Source organism: Pseudomonas sp. PA27(2017), from assembly GCF_001945445.1.
Taxonomy (GTDB): Bacteria; Pseudomonadota; Gammaproteobacteria; order Pseudomonadales; family Pseudomonadaceae; genus Aquipseudomonas.
In genome coordinates this window covers 357,879-377,771 of record NZ_MSXW01000026.1, presented here as the reverse complement: position 1 = coordinate 377,771, position 19,893 = coordinate 357,879, and the positions used below count along the sequence as shown (strand labels likewise).

Below are 19,893 nucleotides of genomic sequence, written 5' to 3'. Positions count from 1 at the left end.
TTCTAGATGATCGATGCGCTGGGGCGGGCATCGGGGTGGTGCGTCACTGTCGCCGGAATCTCGCTCACGTCGCGGTACACGGCCACGTCGTATTGCTGCGCCAGTTCGACGAGCCGGCTCGTGTGCGGCGAAATGGCGCCTGTGCACAGTACCGCGTCGCAGCGTTTCACGAGCAGCCGGGTATATTCATCGGCATCGTGCGCAGCGGCTGCCTGTGACATCTGACCGGGCCATATGGCGGGAACCGGTATATGGCCCGCCAGCAACAGACTCGCTGCGCAGGCCCGTGCTTGCTCATCGGCGCCGGTCAGCAGAATCATCAACGGCGAAACGGGTATCAGCTTCTTCAGGTACTGCAGCAGAATGATGGTCTTGCCGTCCATGATGCGGCCGTCGTCGACCATCGCCAGGGCCTCGGCGAAGGGCAGCTCCAGCACCTCGATATCCTCGCCTTCCTCGGCCAGGCCGCCGCCATCATTGATGCGGTCCTCGGGTTGATACTCGCCGACGAAGAAGTGCACGCGCTCGGTCACCGAGCCTGGGCTCATGAACGCGTCGAAGATCTTGCGCACCGACCTGACCCGGTAGCCGGTTTCTTCCTCGGCCTCCAGGCGAATGCGCTCTTCCGGGCTGGCGTTGTCCAGCAGCCCGGCGGCCGCTTCGATCAGGTAGCCGTGGTGCTCGTTGACGAACGCCGGGATACGAAATTGGCGAGTCAGGATCACGGTGCGCCGGGCCCGGTTGTACAGGCCGATGGTGGCACCATTGCCGCGGTCGTACACCTCGCGGGTTTGCGGCTGCCAGCTGCCGTCGCGGCGCTGCAGCTCGAAGTCGATCTTCTTCAGTACGTACCAATTGTCCGAAAGCAGATGCTGCTTGAGGATGCGAACGTTGGGGCTGCTCACCGGCAGTGTCCTCGCGGGCCATCAGAGCGCTGCAGTGTTTCACAATCAAATGACCACCCCAAGTGCCGCGCCAGCTGCCACAATCGGCTGCACGTGATCGAGCTTGCAGGCAGGGCGCACAATGGCGGACAGACGCAGTTTCAGCGAGACGCTGCAGGGGCAGAACCTGCGCTTCGTGGCGGCGAAGAAAGATGCCTCCCGGCAGACCCGCGTGGGCTTTCTTCTGCAGGAGCACTTCTCCCTGCCGGCCTTCACCCAGGCGCTGGACGTGCTGGTCACCGCCAACCTGATCGACCGAGGGTTGTTCGCTACGCGCACCTTCAGCCTCGACGGCCAGGCGGTGACCAGTGACCTGGGCATCGTCATCTGCCCGGACGCCGAGCTGAACGGCCAGGAACTCGCCGAGCTGGATCTGCTGGTGATCTGCGCCGGCCTGCGCACGCCGCTGCGGCCCATTCCCTCTCTCAGGCAACTGCTACGGACGGCTGCCGACAAGCAGGTGGCGCTGGCCGGTTTGTGGAGCGGCGCCTGGTTCATTGGCCAGGCCGGATTGCTCGATGGCTACCGCTGCGCGATCCACCCCGAGCACCGCGCGGCACTGGCGGAGATCGCCCGGCACAGCCAGGTGACCGCGGAGAGTTTCGTGGTCGACCGCGACCGGCTGACCGCGGCCAGCCCGACCGGGGCGTTCCACATGATTCTGGAGTGGATAGGCGCGTTGCATGGCAACGATCTGGTCGAGGGCATCGTCGGCATCCTGGCGTTCGAGGAGTCGCGTTACAAACGGGTCAAACCGACCCTGCACGCGAAGATGAGCGAGCCGCTGCGCACGGTGATCAACCTGATGAGCGCCAATATCGAAGAGCCCCTGAGCACCGATCAGCTAGCTACCTATTCGGGACGCTCGCGGCGGCAGATCGAACGGCTTTTCCAGCAGCAGCTCGGCACCACGCCGGCGCGCTATTACCTGGAGCTGCGCATCACCGAAGGGCGCCGCCTGCTGCAGCACTCGGACTTGCCGGTGCTGGACGTCAGCGTGGCATGCGGCTTCGTCTCGCCGAGCCATTTCAGCAAGTGCTACACGGCCTATTTCGGCAACTCACCGTCCAGGGAAATCCGCCATGGCAACGTGAAGTCGACGCGCTAGGGCGTGTCGACGGCGTTTGCGGGAATCACCTGGGCTCGGTTCCCTGAAACAACATCGAGATGGTCGTGCGCAGCCAGCGGCTGCCGGGGTCGTGGTGGTAACGGGCGTGCCAATGCTGCTTGACCAGAAAGGTGTCGATGGGCAACGGGCAGGCGTGAACTTTCAGGCCATGGGCGGCGGCGAGCGTTTCGCCGATGTGGCGCGGCAGCGTGGCGATCAGGTCGGTGCTGCCGATTACGGCGCCCAATCCGAGGAACCCCGGTAGCTCCAGCACGATCTGCCGCTCGATGGCGTTACGTGCCAGGGCGGCCTCCAGCAGCTTCTGGCCCGTGCCGGCGCTGACGAACACATGGCCCTCGGCCACGTATTTCTTGATGCTCAGTGCTGACTTGAGGCGCGGATGGGACGGGCTGGCCAGGCAGATCCAGTCTTGCGAAAACAGCACCTGCTGATAGATACCGCCGCCCAGCCAGGGTACGAAGCCGACTGCCAGGTCGGCCTCGCCGGTTTCCAGGGCGCGTTCGGTATTGCCGTCGATACGCGCCACCTCCAGGCGGATGCCGGGCGCCTGCCTGCGCAGGTGTTCGAGAATCTTCGGCAGCAGGGTGATATGGCTGGCGTCGCTCAGGCACAGGCGAAAGCGCCGTTGGGCGCTGGCCGGATCGAAGCCGATCTCCCAGGCCGCCAGCCGGCGCAGTGATTCGAGCACTTCGCGGCACGGCGTGATCAGCGCATCGGCCTGGGGCGTGGGCGCCATGCCGGTGGGCGTGCGCACGAACAGCGGATCGCCCAGCTGCTCGCGTAGTTTGCCCAACCACAGGCTGATGGTCGGCTGGCTCTGGCCCAGCTGTTCGGCGGTACGGGTCACGCTGCGGGTGTCGTACAGCACGTCGAACAGGTGCAGCAGTTTGGGTTCGGGCAGGGCGTCGATGGCGGTCATTATTTATTTTTCTGATAGCGCTATTGATTCCATTGTATAGCTCAACAATGGGGGCGTGGTTAAGGTGAGGAAAAAAGCAGGAGCGCCTCATCTTGAAAATCTGCATCCTCGGATCCGGTGCGCTGGGCAGCACCTTTGGCGCCGCGCTTAGCGAGGCGGGCCATGAAACCTGGCTGCTCAACCGTGCCGGCGCGCACATCGATGCCATCAGGCACGGCGGCCTGACGGTGATCGAAGACGACATCGAGCGCAGCGTGCGCATCAATGCCACCTCGCGTGCCAGAGAGGTCGGCCCTGTCGATTTGCTGATCGTGCTGGTCAAGTCGTTCGCCACCGCCCGCGCTATCGCTGACGCCACCGCGCTGATCGGGCCGCAGACCGTGGTGCTGTCGCTGCAGAATGGCCTGGGTCACGAAGACTTGCTCGCCGAGGCGTTCGGCCGTGACAAAGTCATTGCCGGCAAAACTTATGTGGGCGGCGTGTTGCTGGCACCGGGCCGTATCCGCTGTGGCGTGGCGGGCAAGCAGACGTTCATCGGCGAACTCGATGGCCGGGTCAGCGCGCGGGTCAGCCATATTGCCGAGGTGTTCCGCGGTGCCGGCCTGGATACCACGGTCAGCGAAAACATTCTCGGCACCATGTGGGACAAGCTCTTGGTCAACGTCTCCACTGGCGCGCTGACGGGCATCACCATGCTCACCTACGGCCAGCTCTACAGCGAGCCGCTGCTGCGCGAAACCGCCCTGGCCGCAGTGGCCGAAGCCATCGGCGTGGCGCGGGCGGCGGGCGTGACCCTAAGCCTCACCAAGCCCGAGCAGGCCTGGAACCTGGCGAGCGAAGGGCTACCGGCCTCGTTCAAGACGTCCATGCTGCAGAGCCTGGAGAAGGGCTCGATCACCGAAATCGATTTCATCAACGGCGCCGTGGTGCGGCTCGGCCAGCGCTACGGCATCGCCACGCCCGTCAACGCCACGCTGGTGGCGTGCGTGAAGGGCATCGAGCGGGCCATGGCCGACCAACAAAAAGAGGAAACCAAGCGATGAGTATTCCCAAAGCCTATCTGGAGCACGTGGCCTTCTGGGTCAGTGATATCCATTGGTACATCGAGTTTTTCCACGACGTGTTCGGCATGACCATGCGCGAAGTGCACGGCACCCTCGAAGAGCCAACCCAATACTGGACCCTCGGCGGCATGCAGTTCATCAGCCAGCCCGGCTTCGCCGGTCCGGAAGGACGCATGGGCCACCTGGGCATGATGTGCGAAGACATGGAAGCGGCGCTGGCCGCTGCCCGGCGTTTCGAGGGTGTGACCGAGATGCCCCAGGGCCGCAACTGGCTGCGCCTGCCCGATGGCCTGGCGGTGGAGTTCATCCAGGCCTCGCCGGCCAGTGCGGTGGCCGAAGCCCTGGCGGTGAATGCGCGTGTGGAGGTGTCGGCATGAGCGTCGTCGAAAAATACTGGGAAGATGCCCAAGAGGGCGACGAAGCCATCACCCCCAGCTACACGGTGACCAAGGAACGCATCCTGGCGTACGCCGACCTGACCGGCGACCACACACCGGTGCACGTTGATGAGGAATACGCCAAGGCCAGCCATTTCGGTGGCCTGGTCGCTCACGGCCTGATGGGCCTCTCCATCGCCGATGGCCTGAAGACCCAGTGCGATTACCGCTTCCTGCCCGGCATGTCACTGGGCTGGACCTGGGATTTCCTGCTGCCTATCCGCGTCGGCGACGTGCTGCACGTAAAGATGCGCGTCGGCTCCATGCGTGCCAGCAAGAGCAAGCCGGGCTGGGGCATCGTGGTGCTGCCGTCGGAATTGATCAACCAGAAAGGCGAGGTGGTGCAGCGCGGTGAACACCGCCTGATGGTGCCGCGCCGGGAGGCCAGCGTATGAGTCAGCCACTGCCGCTCAAAGGCATCCGCGTCATCGATTACAGCCATTTTCTCGCCGGCCCTTATGTCGGGCGTTGCCTGGCGGCACTGGGCGCCGAAGTGATCAAGGTCGAGCGGCCTGGCAGCGGCGACGCTGGCCGGCAACACGCCTTCATCCTCGACGACCAGCAGAGCGGCTACTTCCTGCAGCTCAACATGGGCAAGCAGGGCGTCAGCGTGAACATGAAGGACCCGCGTGGCAAAGCCTTCATGCACAAGCTCTGCGACAGCGCCGACGTGTTCATCGAGAATTACCGTCCCGGCGCGCTGGACAAACTCGGCCTGGGTTACAAGGAGCTCTCCGAGCGTAACCCGAAGCTGGTGTATTGCTCGATTTCCGCCTACGGCCACACCGGCCCGGATGCCCACCGCGCCGGCTTCGGGCTGATCGCCGAGGCCAAGAGCGGCATCATGCAGATGGTCGGCACGCCGGGTGAAGCGCCGCCGCTGCTGCGCATTTCCCTGGGCGACATGTACACCGGCATCCACGCCGTGGCGGCCATCAACGCCGCCCTGCTGGGGCGTGTGAACAGCGGCAAGGGCCAGCACATCGACATGGCGCTGTACGACACCCTGGTGTCGATGCACGAGTATGCAGTGCAGTGCTACACCCTGTCCGGCGGGGAAATCCTGCCCCAGCAAACCGGCCATGACATGCCGACCTCGACGCTCTACGGGGTATTCCGCGCCGCCGATGGCGATCTGGTGATCGCCGCCCAGGTCGACGATTCATGGAAGCGTTTCGCCGCCTTGGTCGAGGCCGATGCCGGTGTTGCCGGGTTCAGCAGCGACACGCGCTTCCACACGCTCAATGGGCGCAACGAGTACCGAGAGGAAATCCTCGCCGTCGTGCGTCGCTGGGTGGGCGCCAATCCGGTGGCCCGTCTGCTGTCGCTGCTCGATGAGGTGGACGTGCCGAGCGCCAAGGTGCAGCGCATCGACGAAGTGGTCAACGACCCGCAGATCCAGGCCCGCGGCATGCTCATCGAGCAGCAGCATCCACGCTACGGCACCCTGAAGTTGCCGAACCTGCCGTTCCGTTTTTCCGACTGCGACACCACGGTCACCCGCGTCGCGCCGGACCTGGGCGAGCACAACGCCGAGGTCGCCGCGCAACTGGGCCTCAGCCTCGATGAAATCGCCCAGCTACAGGCAGAAGGCGTGCTGTACAGCCATGGAGCAAAAGCATGACAGACCAATACGCCGTGATCGGTAACCCCATCGGTCACACCAAGTCCCCACTGATTCACGGGCTGTTCGCGGAGAGTTGCGGGCAGCGGATCGAGTACACCGCCATCGAAGGTTCGACCACCGACTTCGCCGCTGACGTGGCGCGTTTTCAGGCCCGGGGCGGGCGCGGCATGAACATCACTGCGCCGTTCAAGCTACAGGCCTTCGAGCTGGCCACCCAGCCCAGCGAGCGGGCGCGTCTGGCGCGGGCCGCCAACGCCTTCAAGTTCGAGGGCGATGCGCTGCTGGCCGAGAACTTCGATGGCGTCGGCCTGTTGCGCGATATCGAGCACAACCTTGGCCAGCCGCTGGCTGGGCGCCGTGTGTTGTTGCTCGGTGCCGGCGGCGCGGTGCGCGGTGCCCTGCTGCCATTCCTGGCGGCTGGCCCGGCGCGCCTGGTGCTGGCCAACCGTGACATGGCCAAGGCACGGGTGCTGGAGAGAGAAGTCAGTGACCCGCGCCTACAGCTGAGCACCTACGACGAGCTGGCCGGGGAGTCGTTCGACCTGGTCATCAATGCCACTTCGGCCAGCCTCACCGGCGAGCTGCCGCCCGTGCCGGAATCGGTGTTCGCCAACGCGGCACTGGCCTATGAGCTGGCCTACGGCAAGGGGCTGACGCCGTTTCTGCAGGTGGCCAAAAAGGCCGGCGTAAGCACGCTGGCGGATGGCGTCGGCATGCTCGTCGAGCAGGCGGCCGAAGCCTTCGAGTGGTGGCGCGGCGTGCGCCCTGAAACCGGGCCGGTAATCCAACGACTCACCGTGCCACTGGTATAGAAACCTGTTCGAAGTCTGCTGCGCGTCGGCAGTGCGGCGTTAAAAACAGGCTGGATTGCCAGCCCAAACTAGGCGTTCCCGTCAGACTGCTCATTTACAGCTCGTAAAGTCGGGCGCGACTGCGACCGGTCCTCGCCTGTTTTTGCGGGGCCGCCTAGGCCTTGCATTGCTCTAGCTCGCGATACTTTGAACAGGCTCTAAAGGAACTGACGATGAACGTACTCATGCTGCATGGCATCAACCACAACATGTTCGGCAAGCGCGATCCGCTGCAGTACGGCACCATCACCCTGGCCGAAATCGATGCACGCCTGGGCGAGCTGGCCGCAACCCTCGGTGTGCAAATCGAGAGCTTCCAGAGCAACTACGAAGGCGCCATGTGCGAGCGTATCCACCAGGCCTTCCTGGAGGGCACGGACGCCGTGCTGATCAACGCCGGCGCCTGGACCCACTACAGCTATGGCATCCGCGACGCGTTGGCGATCCTCACCGTGCCGGTGGTGGAAATCCACATGTCCAACATTCACGCCCGTGAGGCCTTCCGCCACCACTCGGTGTTCGCCGAAGTGGTGCGCGGGCAGATCAGCGGCTTTGGCGTGGACAGCTACCTGCTGGGCTTACGCACCGCGGTGACGGCAGCACGCGGCGAACAGGCTTGAGCGAACTGGCCGCTCAGAACCTGTTCACGATCTTTTTAGGCGACATTAAAGAGGCTGCTACAAGGCAGAAGCGGCCACTCAACCCAACTTGTGGGAGCCCCGACCTCGGGGCGAAACGATTGCAGCCTGACTGCCTATCGGCGGTGCCTGACTCATTCGCCGCGAGGTCGCGGCTCCCACAATGGATCGGATAACGGCCGCTCCCGCCACTTAGCTGCCAAAATCGTGAACGATTATGAACAGGTTCTCAGGGACGAGCGGCGATGCTTCATTGCGTCGACGGTATCTGCTGGCCCCAGCGCGCCAGCGCAAAATCGACGAAGCTGCGCAACTTGGGCAGCTGATAGCGATCAGGCGAGTAGATCAGGTGCATCGGTCTGCTAGGCAATTGGTGGTCGGGTAGCAGCGCTACCAGCCGGCCTTCACGCAGATCCTGTTCGGCATAGGCATCGGGCAGCATGACGATGCCGCCGCCTACCGTGGCGCTTCTGTACAGCGCTGCCGAGCTGTTCATCACCATGGTGCCGCTTATCTCCACGGTGGTTTCACCGTCCGGCCCCATCAGCCGCCAGTGTTTGTCCACGCCACTCCAGTCGTCGCCGGCGGGGTAGGCGAAGGTCAGGCAATTGTGCGCTTGCAGGTCTTGCGGCCTCAGGGGTACGCCACGGCGCTTCAGGTACTCCGGCGAGGCGCAGAGGGTCATGGTGTAGTCCTGCAGGGGGCGTGCGATCAGGCGGGCGTTGTCCTGCATGTTGCCCATGCGGATAGCGGCGTCGAAGCCGCTGTCGAGCAGGTCCACCCGCAGGTTGCTGAGCACCAGGTCCAGCTTGATCTTGGGAAACTGCTGCGAGAATTCGCACAGCGCGGGGGCCAACACTTCCGAGCCGAAAGTCAGCGGCGCAGTGATGCGCAAGGTGCCTGCGGGCTCGTCCTGGGCCTGTTCGGCCAGGCGTTCGGAGGCGGCCACCAGCCCCAGCACTTCCAGGCAGCGCTCGTAATAGGCCGTACCGAACTCCGTCAGGCGCTGACGGCGGGTGGTGCGCTTGAGCAGGCTCATGCCCAGACGCTGCTCCAGAGCCCGCAGGTGGTTGCCGACCATGGTGGTGGAGATCGAGCATGCCTGAGCAGCGGCGGTCATGCTGCCGGTTTCCACGACCTTCACGTACACCGACATTGCCTGGAACAAGTCCATTATCAAGCCCTGGTTGAAGATGATTGAAGGATTACGGTGTTTATCCAGTTTGGGTGGCTAACGATACTGCAAAAACCACCTGATGACCTCTGGAGCGTTACGTCATGACCACCGACTGCCTGATGTCCACCTACAAGCCCCTGGCGCTGAGTTTTGTCCGTGGCCTGGGCGCGCGACTCTGGGATCAGGCCGGGCGAGAGTATCTGGACGCAGTGGCTGGCGTTGCGGTGACCAACGTCGGCCACTCCCATCCCTTGCTGGTCGCCGCCATCAGTGAGCAAGCGGGCCTGCTGCTGCATACCTCCAATCTGTACAGCATCGATTGGCAGCACCGGTTGGCGCAAAAGCTCACTCGCCTGTGCGGCCTGGACCGGACGTTTTTCAACAACTCCGGGGCGGAAGCCAATGAGACGGCCCTCAAGCTGGCGCGCTTGCATGGCTGGCGCAAAGGTATCGAACAGCCGCTTGTGGTGGTGATGGAAAACGCCTTCCACGGGCGCACGCTGGGGACCTTGGCTGCCAGCGATGGCCCTGCCGTGCGGTTGGCGTACGGCGCCTTGCCGGGAGATTTCGTCAAGGCGCCATTCGGCGACCTGCCTGCTTTCGAGCGCATCTGTGCACAGCATGGCCATCGCATCGCAGCCGTACTGGTCGAACCGGTACAGGGCGAGAGCGGCGTGCAGGTGGCGCCATCGGGGTACCTGAAAGCGCTGCGCGAGCATTGCACGCGGCGCAACTGGTTGCTGATGCTCGATGAAATCCAGACCGGCATGGGCCGCACCGGGCAATGGTTCGCCTTTCAGCATGAAGGCATCGTGCCCGACGTCATCACCCTGGCAAAAGGTCTGGGCAATGGCGTGCCCATCGGTGCCTGCCTGGCAAAAGCCAGCGTTGCCGACCTGTTCACGCCCGGCAGCCATGGCAGCACCTTTGGTGGCAACCCGCTGGCCTGTCGCGCAGCCTGTACCGTGGTGGACATCATCGAGCAGCAAGGTTTGGTAGAGAACGCGCGTGAACAGGGGCTGCACTTGCTCGAACGGCTGCGCGAGGTGCTGAGCGGGCATCCGGCGGTGGTGGCCGTGCGGGGCCTGGGCCTGATGATCGGCATCGAGCTACGCAAGCCGATCCCCGACCTGGTGGCGCTGGCCGCTCGTAATCACGGCTTGCTGATCAACGTGACACGAGGCCAGACCATCCGGCTTTTGCCACCCTTGATCGTCGGCACTGCAGATATCGAGGCGATCGTGCAGGGCATCGCCGACACCCTGAATGGCGCTGAAGACGCTCGCGAATGAGCGCCTCAGAACAACGGCCGCGCGGCCAGCTCGACGCCAAGCAGGATCAGGAACGCCATGAAGCACTGCCGAAAGTGCACGGGGCTGATCCGTGCGCGCAGCCGCTGGCCCAGCCACATGCCGAGCAACGCCGGGACGATGGTCGCGGCTGAGGTGCCGAGCTGGCTGACCTGAAAGGCGCCGTGCCAGTAGAGCCCGATGGCGAGCGCCAGGGTAGACACGCTGAAGGACAGGCCCAGCGCCTGCACCAGCTCGTCGCGGCTCAGGTTCAGCGAACCGAGGTAGGGCACTGCCGGCATCACGAATACGCCGGTCGCGCCGGTCACCACCCCCGTTGCCAAGCCCACCACTGGCGATAACCAGCGCTCCAGCTGCGCCGCCACACGCAAGGCCGGTGCGAGCAGTGCGTAGAGCGCGTAGGCGATCAGCGCGATGCCCAGCCAGAACCCCGACCAGAGCGGATCGGCCACCACCAGCAAGGTCGAAGCGGCCAGCGTGCCGAGCACGATGCACAGCATCATCGGCCACAGCCGGCGCAGCAGTGGCGCCAGTGCAGGGCCGCTGAACAGCTGCCAGAGGTTGGTCACGAAAGACGGCACGATCAGGATCGCCGCTGCTGCCGCAGGCGCCATCAGCGTGCCCAGCAGCCCCATGGCCACGGTCGGCAAGCCCATGCCGGTGACGCCCTTGACCATTCCCGCTGCCAGGAAGGTACCGATCAGCAATAGCAGGTAGAGCGTGGCGTCGTACATGGGCAAGGCTCGATTGAGTGGTCGGTGCGATTGAAGCTGCCCGGGGGGCTCGGCACAATGCGGAAAACTCAGTGCAGCCTTCGGCAAAACCAGAGGCAGAGAGGCCCTATGCGACTCGACCTGGCAGACCTTCAGCTGTTTCTGTGCATCGCCGATGCCGGCAGCATTACCGCGGGCGCGCAGCGGGCGAACCTCGCGCTGGCCTCTGCCAGCGAACGTTTGCGCAAGATGGAAAGTAGCGTCGGAGTGACCCTGCTGGAGCGCCGCCCCCGCGGCGTGACCACCACCGAGGCCGGCGAGGCGCTAGCCCATCACGCGCGGCTGATACTGCGCCAGCAGGACACCTTGAAGGGTGAGCTGCAGGACTACGCAGCCGGCGCCAGAGGCACTCTGCACCTGTACGCCAATACCGCAGCGCTGACGGTGTTCCTGCCCAACCGGCTGGCGCCGTGGCTGGCCGAGCGGCCGCGCCTGCGCATCGAACTCAAGGAGCGCACCAGTGTGGATATCGTGCGCATCGTGGCCAGCGGCCTGGCCGAGGCGGGCATCGTGTCCAGTGCCGTCAGTGCCGAAGGCCTGCACCTGCACCTGCAGCCGGTGGCCAGGGACCATCTGGTACTGGTCGCCGCGCCCCATCACGCGCTGGCCGACCGCCGCAGCCTGGCGTTCGCCGAGGTGCTCGGCGAAGCGTTCGTGGGGCTGGCCCAGGGTAGTGCGTTGCAGGATCACATCAACGAGCACGCGCGGGTAGCCGGTCGGCCACTGGATGTGCGCATTCGCATGAACAGCTTCGAGGCGCTTTGCCAGATGGTCGCCCATGGCATTGGCCTCGGCATCCTGCCGCTAGGTATCGCCCAGTTGCACAGGCGCCGCCATGGCCTCAAAGTGATCGCCCTGGACGACGCCTGGGCCCAGCGCGAACTGTGCCTGTGCTTCAGGGACTGGAGCGAGTTGTCGATGCCGATGCGCAGTCTGCTCGCCCATTTGGGCAGCGTGCCTGCCACGAGGTGAAGCCCCACCAAAGCCTGACCGTCTGACGCTGATGAGGGATTTTGACAGGCTATTAGCGCTGTGCTTGAGTCATTAAGCTCATGGGATGAACGCGCTGCGTCACGCGCCCGGTCACTCACACCTGAACGTGCAGTGAGCGATTCGCTCACCACTCTTCGCATGCTGTGACGAATGTTGTATCGCTGTGGCGCCCGGGATCTGGCCACGCGGATATTCCTGCATTGCTGCGCACCTACGTTTCAACGCGTATGGATTGCTCACCAAAGGTAGCTCCATGGAATATCTGCAACAGGTTCTGAACCAGTCACCCGAACTCGCGCTGTTTCTATCCCTGGCCGTTGGTTATTGGCTTGGCGGCATACAGTTCGGCAAGTTTCAACTGGGTGGCGTGGCCGGGTCGCTGCTTGCTGCCGTTGTCATCAGTCAGGTTGGCGTGAGCATCGACAACGGTATCAAGGCGGTGCTGTTCGCGCTGTTTATCTACGCGGTGGGGTTCGAGAGCGGGCCGCAGTTCTTTCGCTCACTGGGGCGCCATTCACTGCGCGAAATCGTGCTGGCCGCATTGATGGCGCTTAGCGGCCTGGCAACGGTGGTGATCGCTGCCAAACTCCTGGATCTGGATAAAGGGCTGGCCGCCGGGATCGCGGCCGGTTCCATGACCCAGTCGGCGATCATTGGAACCGCCAGTGCGGCCATCGCCAAACTGGATCTGCCTCTCGAGCAGATTCAGGCACTTCAGGGCAACGTCGCCGTTGGCTACGCGGTGACCTACATCTTCGGTTCGTTCGGCGCGATCATCATGTGCGTCAACGTGCTGCCCTGGTTCATGAAGCGCACCATCCGCGACGATGCGGTCAAGGCCGAAGCCGAGTTACTGGCGGGCGCCCACCTGTACGGGCCTGGGGAACAGCCAGCGATAGCGGCGCTGGTAGGCCGCATCTACCGCGTGGAGCAGGCTGCGGGACAAACCGTGGAGCAGGTCGAGGCGCTCCGGCGAGGAAGTGGCCAGACGACCCTGACCGTCGAGCGTATCAAACGCGGCGGCGCGTTGATCGGCGTGACCCCTGACACGCGGCTCGAAATGGGTGATGTGGTGCTGGTGGTAGGGCGACGCGCTGGAGTCGTGGCGATAGCCGGACAGCTGGGCACCGAGCTGCAGTCTTACTCAGACATGGATGTGACTGTTGTCCAGCGTGAGTTGAGCATCGACAACCCAGCCTTCTTCAATCGCACCGTGGCGCACATCCGCCAGGAGGCTAACCAGTCGTTGCGCCATGGCGTTTACGTCGTCGAGGTAAAGCGTGGCGGGCGCCCGCTGACGTTGCAGGCCGACACCGTGATCACCTCCGGCGATCTGGTCACACTTTACGGTACCCCGGATGATATTCAGCGGGTGGCCAAGCAGGTTGGCTCGGTCATCGTCCCCAGCGACAAGACCGACTTCGTATTCCATGGGTTCGGGTTGGCTGTGGGGCTGCTCATCGGCATGCTGGTGATACGCCTTGGTACGGTACCGCTGACGCTGGGCAGCGGCGGTGGCGCTTTGATCGCCGGGCTGGCCTTCGGCTGGTATCGCAGCCGCCACATGACCCGAGGCAACATGCCGACGGCGGCCTCGACGCTGCTGCGTGATCTGGGGCTGGCCGGGTTCGTGGCGGTGGTGGGTCTGCAGTCGGGGCGTCAAGCGGTAGAAACCATCGCCTCGCAAGGCGTCTCCATTTTCCTGGTTGGAGTGGTGGTGTGCATCGTCCCCATTATCGTCGCCATGCTCGTGGGGCGCTATGTGCTGCGCTACGACAACCTGGCGCTTTTCGCTGGTGCTCTTAGCGGCGCACGCAGCGCCAACCCTGCCTTTGGTGAAGTGCTCGACAAGGCCGGCAATTCGATACCGACGGTTCCCTTCGCGGTCACGTACGCCCTGGCCAACGTGTTTCTCACGTTGCTCGGGCCACTGGTCGTCGCATTCGCATAGCTGCACAGAGGATCTCATGAGCAACGAACCCACCCAGAACGAAGACTACGCCCAGTACGCCAAATTGAGCCCATTCGAACTCAAGGACGAGCTGATAAAGCTGGCCTCGGGTAATGAGAACCGGCTGATGCTCAATGCCGGGCGCGGCAACCCCAACTTCCTGGCGACGCTGCCGCGACGCGCCTTTTTCCGCCTTGGGTTGTTCGCCACCAACGAAGCGGAGCTGTCGTATTCCTACATGCCGCATGGCGTGGGTGGGCTGCCGCAAATCGATGGCATCGAGGCGCGCTTCGAGCGTTACACCGCCGAGCACCGTGATCAACCTGGAGTGCTGTTCCTTGCCAAAAGCCTCAGCTACGTACGCGACCAGCTCGGCCTGTCGGCGTCGGCGTTCCTCCATGAGATGGTCGAGGGCATCCTGGGCGTCAACTATCCGGTTCCGCCGCGGATGCTAAGGGTTTCCGAGCAGATAGTGCGTGAGTACATCGTCAAGGAAATGATCGGTGGTTTCATTCCCGCCGGCTCCGTGGATCTGTTCGCCGTGGAGGGCGGCACGGCAGCCATGACCTACATTTTCCACTCGCTTCAGCAAAACGGCCTGCTCAAGCGTGGCGACAAGGTGGCGATCGGCATGCCGGCCTTCACGCCCTATATCGAGATTCCCGAACTCGAGGAGTTCGGCCTGGAGCAGGTGCACATCGACGCCGATCCCCATGCCAGCTGGCAGTATCCAGACGCCGAGCTCGACAAACTGAAGGACCCGGAAGTCAAGATCTTCTTCTGCATCAACCCCAGCAATCCGGCGTCGGTGAAGATGGACGAGCGCAGCCTGGAAACCGTCGCGCGCATCGTCGCCGAGTCTCGCCCGGATTTGTTCATCCTGACGGACGACGTTTACGGCACCTTTGCCGACGATTTTCGTTCGTTGTTCGCCATCTGTCCGCGCAACACCATGCTGGTCTATTCCTTCTCCAAGTACTTCGGCGCGACCGGCTGGCGCCTGGGGGTAATCGCAACGCACAAGGACAGCGTTTTCGACCAGGCACTGGAGGCGTTGCCCGACGAGACAAAAGCCTCCCTGAGCCGGCGATACGGCACGCTGTTGCCCGATGTCGAGCGCCTCAAGTTCATCGACCGTATCGTTGCCGACAGCCGCACCGTGGCACTCAACCACACGGCCGGTCTGTCGACCCCTCAGCAGGTGCAGATGGTGCTGTTTTCCCTCTTCGCGTTGATGGATGAAAGCGATGGCTACAAGACCGAGTTGAAAAAACTGGTGCGACGCCGTGAGGCCGCGCTGTATCGGGAGCTGGGAGTTGCCCCGGCGCGTGACCAGAATGCGGTCGAGTACTACACGTTGCTCGACCTCGAAGACCTGGCCCGCAAGATCCATGGCGATGACTTCGCCGCTTGGGTGAAAGCCAAATTCAGCAGTGGAGACCTGCTGTTCCGAATCGCCAAGGAAACCGGAATCGTGCTGTTGCCGGGCAAGGGCTTTGGCACCCGGCAACCGGCCGCGCGCGTGTCACTCGCCAACCTCAACGAATACCAGTACGCCAGTATCGGTCGCGCGCTCAGAGCCATGGCCGATCAGTATCATGAAACCTACAGGGGCGCCGAAAAAGGTACGCAGGAACGCTCGCAGACTACCTGAGGCGAATAGCGCCGCAGCCGTGTCTGGGGCTGGCTCGCTCCGGGGGGGCGCCTTGTCGTACCGACTGATCTGCTCGGTGCCGATGGCCAGGCTGTCGAAACGCTGGCAATCGGCCTCCAGCCTGCCTCCCAGGTGCCAGGGCGCCTGCGAACCCGCGAAGATGAACCTCCACATCCCCGGCTATCGGGCGCTCGGCGTGGCGCATAACGCTATCCATACGATGTAAAAATTCTGACGACCGCACCACGCGACCGTGTCCGTCAGCGCGTCACTTCGCCAGTGGCGAGGTTCGCGCCGGCGTTGTCTTCGGGCTTGAGGCCCTTGAGTTCGAAGCGCTTGATCTCGCCGACGATCACCAGATAGCTGAACGCCGCGACGAAGGCATTGGCGCCGATGAACACCAGGGCCAGCTTGAACGAGCCGTTGGCGGCCGTCCATGGCGCCTCTCGAGTCCGTAGCAAGCCCTAGAAAAATACGGTTTTTTTACGCGCCTGCGGTTTTTTCAGAATCGATAATTTACAGCCATCCCAACGAGACTTTTCGCACCACGGGATCCCCCGTATCCGAGGAGTGAAAGATGAACGTTCTCGATGGGCTATCGCTGCTTCTGGTTGCCGGCCTCTTCGTCTACCTGCTGCATGCGCTGCTCCAGGCAGGCCGGGAGTGAATGCCATGACGCTACAGGACCTGATTCTGCTGGTCGCCTTCTTCGCGTTGGTGCTGATACCCGCGCCACTGCTGGGCAAATTCATCTACAAGGCGATGGAGGGTCAGCGCACCTGGCTGCAGCCGATCTTCGAGCCGGTCGAGCACTGCATCTACCGATGTGCCGGCATCAAGCCGGGCCAGGGTCAGAGCTGGAAACAGTACGCCGGTGCGGTGCTGATGTTCTCGGCACTGAGCCTGCTGGTGCTCTTCGCGCTGCTGATCGGCCAGGGCCTGCTGCCCCTGAACCCGCAAGGCCTGCCGGGCGTCGAGTGGACGCTGGCCTTCAACACCGCCGCCAGTTTCGTCGGCAACACCAACTGGCAGGCCTACAGCGGCGAAGCCACCCTGAGCTACCTGAGCCAGATGGCCGGCCTGACCGTGCAGAACTTCGTCAGCCCGGCAGTCGGCCTGGCGATACTCGCCGCACTGGCCCGTGGGATCAGCGCACGCTCTTCGCACAGCCTGGGCAATTTCTGGGTCGACCTTACCCGCGCGACGCTCTATGCGCTGTTGCCGCTGAGCACCCTGCTGGCGCTGTTCCTGGTCTGGCAGGGCGTGCCGCAGACCTTCGATGCCTACGTCAACGCCAACACGCTGCAGGGCCAGGAGCAAAGCATTCCGCTCGGCCCGGCCGCCAGCCAGATCGCCATCAAGCAGCTGGGCACCAACGGCGGGGGCTTCTTCGGCGTCAACTCGGCGCACCCGTTCGAAAACCCGACGGTATGGAGCAATCTGTTCCAGGTGGTCTCGATTCTGCTGATACCCGCTGCGCTGCTGTTCACCTTCGGCCATTACGTCAAGGACATGCGCCAGAGCCGCGCCTTGCTGGCCTGCATGCTGATCCTGTTCGTGGCCGGCCTGGGCGTCGCGCTCTACGCCGAATACCAGCCCAATCCGGCGCTCGCCGGCCTGCCGGTGGAGCAGGCGGGGTCGCTGGAGGGCAAGGAGAGCCGCTTCGGCGTTGCCGCCTCGATTCTCTGGGCGGTGACCACCACGGCGGCCTCCAATGGCTCGGTCAATGCCATGCACGACAGCCTCAGCCCGCTGGCCGGCATGGTCGCCCTGTTCAACATGATGCTCAGCGAAGTGATCTTCGGCGGTGTCGGCGCCGGCCTCTACGGCATGATGCTGTTCGTTCTGATCGCCGTGTTCCTGGCCGGCCTGATGATCGGCCGCACGCCGGAATACCTGGGCAAGAAGCTCGATGCCCGCGAGGTGCGCCTGCTGGTCGCCACGCTGATCGTGATGCCCGTGGGCGTGCTGGTGTTCTGCGCCCTGGCGGTCGGCATGGCCGGGCCGGCGGCATCCATCAGCAACCCCGGGCCACATGGGTTCAGCCAGGCGCTGTACGCCTACACCTCGGCCACGGCCAACAACGGTTCGGCGTTCGGTGGTTTCAGCGCCAACACGGCCTTTCACAACCTGCTGCTGGGCTTCGCCATCCTGCTGGGGCGCTTCGGCTACATCCTGCCGATCCTGGCGATCGCCGGCAGCCTGGCGGCCAAGAAGCAGGCCCCGCTCGGGCCGAACAGCTTCCCCACCCACGGCTCGCTTTTCGTGACCCTTCTGACCCTGACCATCCTGCTGGTCGGCGGCCTCACCTTTTTACCCGCCCTGGCGCTCGGCCCGATTGCCGACCACCTCGGCGCGGCCCTGTAAGGCGGAGCGAACATGAACATGCATACTCAGGCGCCCATACGCGCTGCTGCTGCCACCACGGTCCGTGCGCTGTGGCGCCCGGCCTTGAAACAAGCCTTCGTCAAGCTCGACCCACGCCAATTGACGCGCTCACCGGTGATGCTCACCGTGGAGCTGACGGCGCTGGTCACCACCATCCTGTGCGTCATCCCCAGTGACGCCGTGAGCACCGGCTTCACCCTGCAGATCGCCCTGTGGCTATGGTTCACCGTGCTGTTCGCCAACTTCGCCGAAGCCCTCGCCGAAGGCCGCGGCAAGGCCCGGGCGGACAGCCTCAAGTCCGGCAGCGAAGGCCTCACCGCCCGCTACCTGACGGCCCACGGCTACTTCGAGCACGTGCCGGCCTCGCGGCTGCGCAAGGGCGATGTGGTGCGCGTCGATGCCGGCGAGCTGATCCCCGGTGACGGCGAGGTGATCGAAGGAGTCGCGGCGGTCAACGAGGCGGCCATCACCGGCGAGTCGGCACCGGTGATCCGCGAGTCCGGCGGTGATCGCTCGGCAGTCACCGGCAACACTCAGGTGGTCTCCGACAGCCTGATGATCCGCATCACCGCCAACCCCGGCGAGTCGACCCTGGACCGCATGATCGCCCTGGTCGAAGGCGCCAAGCGGCAGAAGACGCCCAACGAGATCGCGCTGGACATCCTGCTCATCGGCATGACGCTGATCTTCCTGCTGGTGGTGGCGACCCTGCAGCCATTCGCCCGCTACGCCGGCGGCGACCTGCCGCTGGTGTACCTCGCCGCCCTGTTGGTGACGCTGATTCCCACCACCATCGGCGGCCTGCTGTCGGCCATCGGCATCGCCGGGATGGATCGCCTAGTGCGCCTCAACGTGATCGCCAAGTCCGGTCGTGCGGTGGAAGCGGCGGGGGACGTGCACACCTTGCTGCTCGACAAGACCGGCACCATCACCTTTGGCAACCGCCGCTGCAGCGCATTGTTCAAGGCGCCGGGCGTCACCACGCCGGAGCTTGCCCACGCCGCGCTGCTGGCATCGCTCGCCGACGACACCCCGGAAGGCAAGTCGATCGTCGAGTACCTGCGCGCCCTGCAGCCCATCGACGAGCCGCGCCGCGAGAGCCTGGAGGTGGTGCCCTTCAGCGCGCAAACCCGGCTGTCCGGCGTCAACTGGCAGGGCGTGCAGTACCGCAAGGGCGCCGTGGATTCGGTGCTGAACTGGCTCGACCTGACGCGAGGCGAGATGCCCGAGGTGCTGGCACGGGAGGTCCAGCAGATCGCGCAAAGCGGCGGCACCCCGCTGCTGGTCGCAACCGATGGCTGCCTGCTCGGCGCCATTCACCTGAAGGACGTGATCAAGCCAGGCATCCGTGAGCGTTTCTCGGAGTTGCGCCGCATGGGCATCCGTACTGTGATGGTCACCGGTGACAACCCGCTGACCGCTGCGGCGATCGCGGCCGAGGCCGGCGTCGATGACGTCATCGCCGAGGCGACGCCGGAGAAGAAGCTGCAGCGCATTCGCAGCGAGCAGGCCGACGGCAAGCTGGTGGCCATGTGTGGCGACGGCGCCAACGACGCCCCTGCGCTGGCACAGGCCGACGTGGGCCTGGCGATGAACGACGGCACCCAGGCCGCCCGCGAGGCTGCCAACCTGGTGGACCTGGATTCGGACCCGACCAAGCTGCTCGACGTGGTGCAGGTCGGCAAGGAGCTGCTGGTCACCCGTGGCGCGCTGACCACTTTCTCGATCGCCAACGACGTCGCCAAGTACTTCGCGATCCTGCCGGCGCTGTTCGCCGGTATCTACCCGCAGCTCGGTGCGCTGAACCTGATGCAGCTGCACAGCCCGCAGAGCGCGATTCTCTCGGCCATCGTGTTCAACGCGCTGATCATCGTCGCGCTCATTCCCCTGGCCCTGCGTGGTGTGCGCGTGCAGGCCGCCGATGCGTCGAGCCTGCTGCGCCGCAACCTGCTGATCTACGGCCTCGGCGGCATCGTCGCGCCGTTCGTTGGCATCAAGTTGATCGACCTGGCGATGGTCGCCCTGGGATTGGTGTGAG

At 64.3% G+C, this 19,893-nt stretch carries 18 protein-coding genes and 1 pseudogene; 14 read left to right on the top strand and 5 right to left on the bottom strand.

Annotated features, from left to right (window positions below; translation table 11 throughout):
• Positions 1-2 precede the first annotated feature (2 nt).
• Entirely contained in the window at positions 3-905 is a 903-nt protein-coding gene (locus BVH06_RS15460) for an NUDIX domain-containing protein (protein WP_075934641.1), read from the bottom strand.
• Positions 906-1,026: 121 nt separating this feature from the next.
• Between BVH06_RS15460 and BVH06_RS15455 the strand changes: the two genes are divergently transcribed.
• Positions 1,027-2,052 carry a GlxA family transcriptional regulator gene (locus tag BVH06_RS15455; protein WP_075930814.1) on the top strand — a complete coding sequence of 342 codons (1,026 nt, stop codon included), beginning with the start codon at positions 1,027-1,029 and terminating at the stop codon, positions 2,050-2,052.
• 25 nt (positions 2,053-2,077) lie between these two features.
• On the opposite strand, the gene BVH06_RS15450 is transcribed toward BVH06_RS15455, so the two are convergent.
• Positions 2,078-2,992: a LysR family transcriptional regulator gene (locus BVH06_RS15450; protein WP_075934640.1), complete on the bottom strand. Its 915-nt coding sequence runs from the start codon at positions 2,990-2,992 to the stop codon at positions 2,078-2,080.
• A gap of 92 nt (positions 2,993-3,084) precedes the next feature.
• Here BVH06_RS15450 and BVH06_RS15445 point away from each other — a divergent pair, with 92 nt between their 5' ends.
• The 6 genes from BVH06_RS15445 (at position 3,085) to aroQ (ending at position 7,591) form a co-directional block, all read left to right on the top strand.
• A complete protein-coding gene (locus tag BVH06_RS15445) occupies positions 3,085-4,035 on the top strand; it encodes a ketopantoate reductase family protein (RefSeq protein WP_075934639.1) in 951 nt (316 codons plus the stop codon).
• Positions 4,032-4,433, top strand: coding sequence for a VOC family protein (locus BVH06_RS15440; RefSeq protein ID WP_075934638.1), 402 nt, complete (start codon positions 4,032-4,034; stop codon positions 4,431-4,433). The genes BVH06_RS15445 and BVH06_RS15440 overlap by 4 nt, the downstream gene beginning before the upstream one ends.
• Positions 4,430-4,888, top strand: coding sequence for a MaoC family dehydratase (locus tag BVH06_RS15435; protein WP_075934637.1), 459 nt, complete (start codon positions 4,430-4,432; stop codon positions 4,886-4,888). The genes BVH06_RS15440 and BVH06_RS15435 overlap by 4 nt, the downstream gene beginning before the upstream one ends.
• Positions 4,885-6,117, top strand: a complete 1,233-nt coding sequence (locus BVH06_RS15430) for a CaiB/BaiF CoA-transferase family protein (protein ID WP_075934636.1) — start codon at positions 4,885-4,887, stop codon at positions 6,115-6,117. Before BVH06_RS15435 ends, BVH06_RS15430 begins: the two co-directional genes overlap by 4 nt.
• Positions 6,114-6,932 carry a shikimate dehydrogenase gene (gene aroE / locus BVH06_RS15425; protein WP_075934635.1) on the top strand — a complete coding sequence of 273 codons (819 nt, stop codon included), beginning with the start codon at positions 6,114-6,116 and terminating at the stop codon, positions 6,930-6,932. Before BVH06_RS15430 ends, aroE begins: the two co-directional genes overlap by 4 nt.
• A 206-nt stretch (positions 6,933-7,138) precedes the next feature.
• Positions 7,139-7,591, top strand: a complete 453-nt coding sequence (gene aroQ, locus BVH06_RS15420) for a type II 3-dehydroquinate dehydratase (RefSeq protein ID WP_218189107.1) — start codon at positions 7,139-7,141, stop codon at positions 7,589-7,591.
• A 268-nt stretch (positions 7,592-7,859) separates the two neighbouring features.
• Here the strand turns inward: aroQ and BVH06_RS15415 are convergent, their stop codons facing one another.
• Entirely contained in the window at positions 7,860-8,783 is a 924-nt protein-coding gene (locus tag BVH06_RS15415) for a LysR family transcriptional regulator (protein ID WP_075930822.1), read from the bottom strand.
• 104 nt (positions 8,784-8,887) lie between these two features.
• On the opposite strand from BVH06_RS15415, the gene BVH06_RS15410 reads away from it, so the two are divergent.
• Positions 8,888-10,078, top strand: a complete 1,191-nt coding sequence (locus tag BVH06_RS15410; RefSeq protein ID WP_075934634.1) for an aspartate aminotransferase family protein — start codon at positions 8,888-8,890, stop codon at positions 10,076-10,078.
• A 5-nt stretch (positions 10,079-10,083) separates the two neighbouring features.
• Here BVH06_RS15410 and BVH06_RS15405 read toward each other — a convergent pair whose 3' ends face one another.
• Complete coding sequence (locus BVH06_RS15405; protein ID WP_075934633.1) at positions 10,084-10,830, bottom strand: sulfite exporter TauE/SafE family protein; 747 nt, start codon at positions 10,828-10,830, stop codon at positions 10,084-10,086.
• A 108-nt stretch (positions 10,831-10,938) separates the two neighbouring features.
• Between BVH06_RS15405 and BVH06_RS15400 the strand changes: the two genes are divergently transcribed.
• The 3 genes from BVH06_RS15400 to BVH06_RS15390 all read left to right on the top strand — a co-directional run bounded on the left by BVH06_RS15400 (position 10,939) and on the right by BVH06_RS15390 (position 15,467).
• Entirely contained in the window at positions 10,939-11,841 is a 903-nt protein-coding gene (locus tag BVH06_RS15400) for a LysR family transcriptional regulator (RefSeq protein ID WP_075934632.1), read from the top strand.
• A gap of 274 nt (positions 11,842-12,115) precedes the next feature.
• The gene (gene aspT / locus BVH06_RS15395) at positions 12,116-13,813 is read left to right on the top strand and encodes an aspartate-alanine antiporter (protein ID WP_075934631.1); all 1,698 of its coding nucleotides are present in this window, start codon (positions 12,116-12,118) and stop codon (positions 13,811-13,813) included.
• A gap of 16 nt (positions 13,814-13,829) precedes the next feature.
• On the top strand, positions 13,830-15,467 hold the full coding sequence (locus BVH06_RS15390; protein WP_075934630.1) for a bifunctional aspartate transaminase/aspartate 4-decarboxylase: 1,638 nt from the start codon (positions 13,830-13,832) through the stop codon (positions 15,465-15,467).
• Positions 15,468-15,727: 260 nt separating this feature from the next.
• Here the strand turns inward: BVH06_RS15390 and BVH06_RS15385 are convergent.
• A pseudogene (locus BVH06_RS15385) lies at positions 15,728-15,898 on the bottom strand (MFS transporter); the annotation flags it as partial.
• Positions 15,899-16,044: 146 nt separating this feature from the next.
• Here BVH06_RS15385 and BVH06_RS15380 point away from each other — a divergent pair.
• The 3 genes from BVH06_RS15380 to kdpB are packed head-to-tail and all read left to right on the top strand — an operon-like array spanning position 16,045 to position 19,892.
• On the top strand, positions 16,045-16,134 hold the full coding sequence (locus BVH06_RS15380; protein ID WP_070885670.1) for a potassium-transporting ATPase subunit F: 90 nt from the start codon (positions 16,045-16,047) through the stop codon (positions 16,132-16,134).
• Positions 16,135-16,139: 5 nt separating this feature from the next.
• Positions 16,140-17,834, top strand: coding sequence for a potassium-transporting ATPase subunit KdpA (gene kdpA / locus BVH06_RS15375; RefSeq protein ID WP_075934628.1), 1,695 nt, complete (start codon positions 16,140-16,142; stop codon positions 17,832-17,834).
• Between the two features lie 12 nt (positions 17,835-17,846).
• Positions 17,847-19,892 (top strand): potassium-transporting ATPase subunit KdpB, encoded by a 2,046-nt coding sequence (kdpB, locus tag BVH06_RS15370; RefSeq protein ID WP_075934627.1) that lies wholly within the window; start codon positions 17,847-17,849, stop codon positions 19,890-19,892.
• Position 19,893 lies beyond the last annotated feature (1 nt).

What these genes read in the sequence shown, in the direction of transcription:
- BVH06_RS15440 (WP_075934638.1), top strand. Translation starts at nt 4,032, where the DNA reads ATGAGTATTCCCAAAGCCTATCTGGAGCACGTGGCCTTCTGGGTCAGT.
- BVH06_RS15410 (WP_075934634.1), top strand. Translation starts at nt 8,888, where the DNA reads ATGACCACCGACTGCCTGATGTCCACCTACAAGCCCCTGGCGCTGAGT.
- kdpA (WP_075934628.1), top strand. Translation starts at nt 16,140, where the DNA reads ATGACGCTACAGGACCTGATTCTGCTGGTCGCCTTCTTCGCGTTGGTG.
- BVH06_RS15380 (WP_070885670.1), top strand. Translation starts at nt 16,045, where the DNA reads ATGAACGTTCTCGATGGGCTATCGCTGCTTCTGGTTGCCGGCCTCTTC.
- BVH06_RS15390 (WP_075934630.1), top strand. Translation starts at nt 13,830, where the DNA reads ATGAGCAACGAACCCACCCAGAACGAAGACTACGCCCAGTACGCCAAA.
- BVH06_RS15430 (WP_075934636.1), top strand. Translation starts at nt 4,885, where the DNA reads ATGAGTCAGCCACTGCCGCTCAAAGGCATCCGCGTCATCGATTACAGC.
- kdpB (WP_075934627.1), top strand. Translation starts at nt 17,847, where the DNA reads ATGAACATGCATACTCAGGCGCCCATACGCGCTGCTGCTGCCACCACG.
- BVH06_RS15450 (WP_075934640.1), bottom strand. Translation starts at nt 2,992, where the DNA reads ATGACCGCCATCGACGCCCTGCCCGAACCCAAACTGCTGCACCTGTTC.
- BVH06_RS15455 (WP_075930814.1), top strand. Translation starts at nt 1,027, where the DNA reads ATGGCGGACAGACGCAGTTTCAGCGAGACGCTGCAGGGGCAGAACCTG.
- BVH06_RS15405 (WP_075934633.1), bottom strand. Translation starts at nt 10,830, where the DNA reads ATGTACGACGCCACGCTCTACCTGCTATTGCTGATCGGTACCTTCCTG.
- aspT (WP_075934631.1), top strand. Translation starts at nt 12,116, where the DNA reads ATGGAATATCTGCAACAGGTTCTGAACCAGTCACCCGAACTCGCGCTG.
- BVH06_RS15400 (WP_075934632.1), top strand. Translation starts at nt 10,939, where the DNA reads ATGCGACTCGACCTGGCAGACCTTCAGCTGTTTCTGTGCATCGCCGAT.
- BVH06_RS15435 (WP_075934637.1), top strand. Translation starts at nt 4,430, where the DNA reads ATGAGCGTCGTCGAAAAATACTGGGAAGATGCCCAAGAGGGCGACGAA.
- aroE (WP_075934635.1), top strand. Translation starts at nt 6,114, where the DNA reads ATGACAGACCAATACGCCGTGATCGGTAACCCCATCGGTCACACCAAG.
- BVH06_RS15415 (WP_075930822.1), bottom strand. Translation starts at nt 8,783, where the DNA reads ATGGACTTGTTCCAGGCAATGTCGGTGTACGTGAAGGTCGTGGAAACC.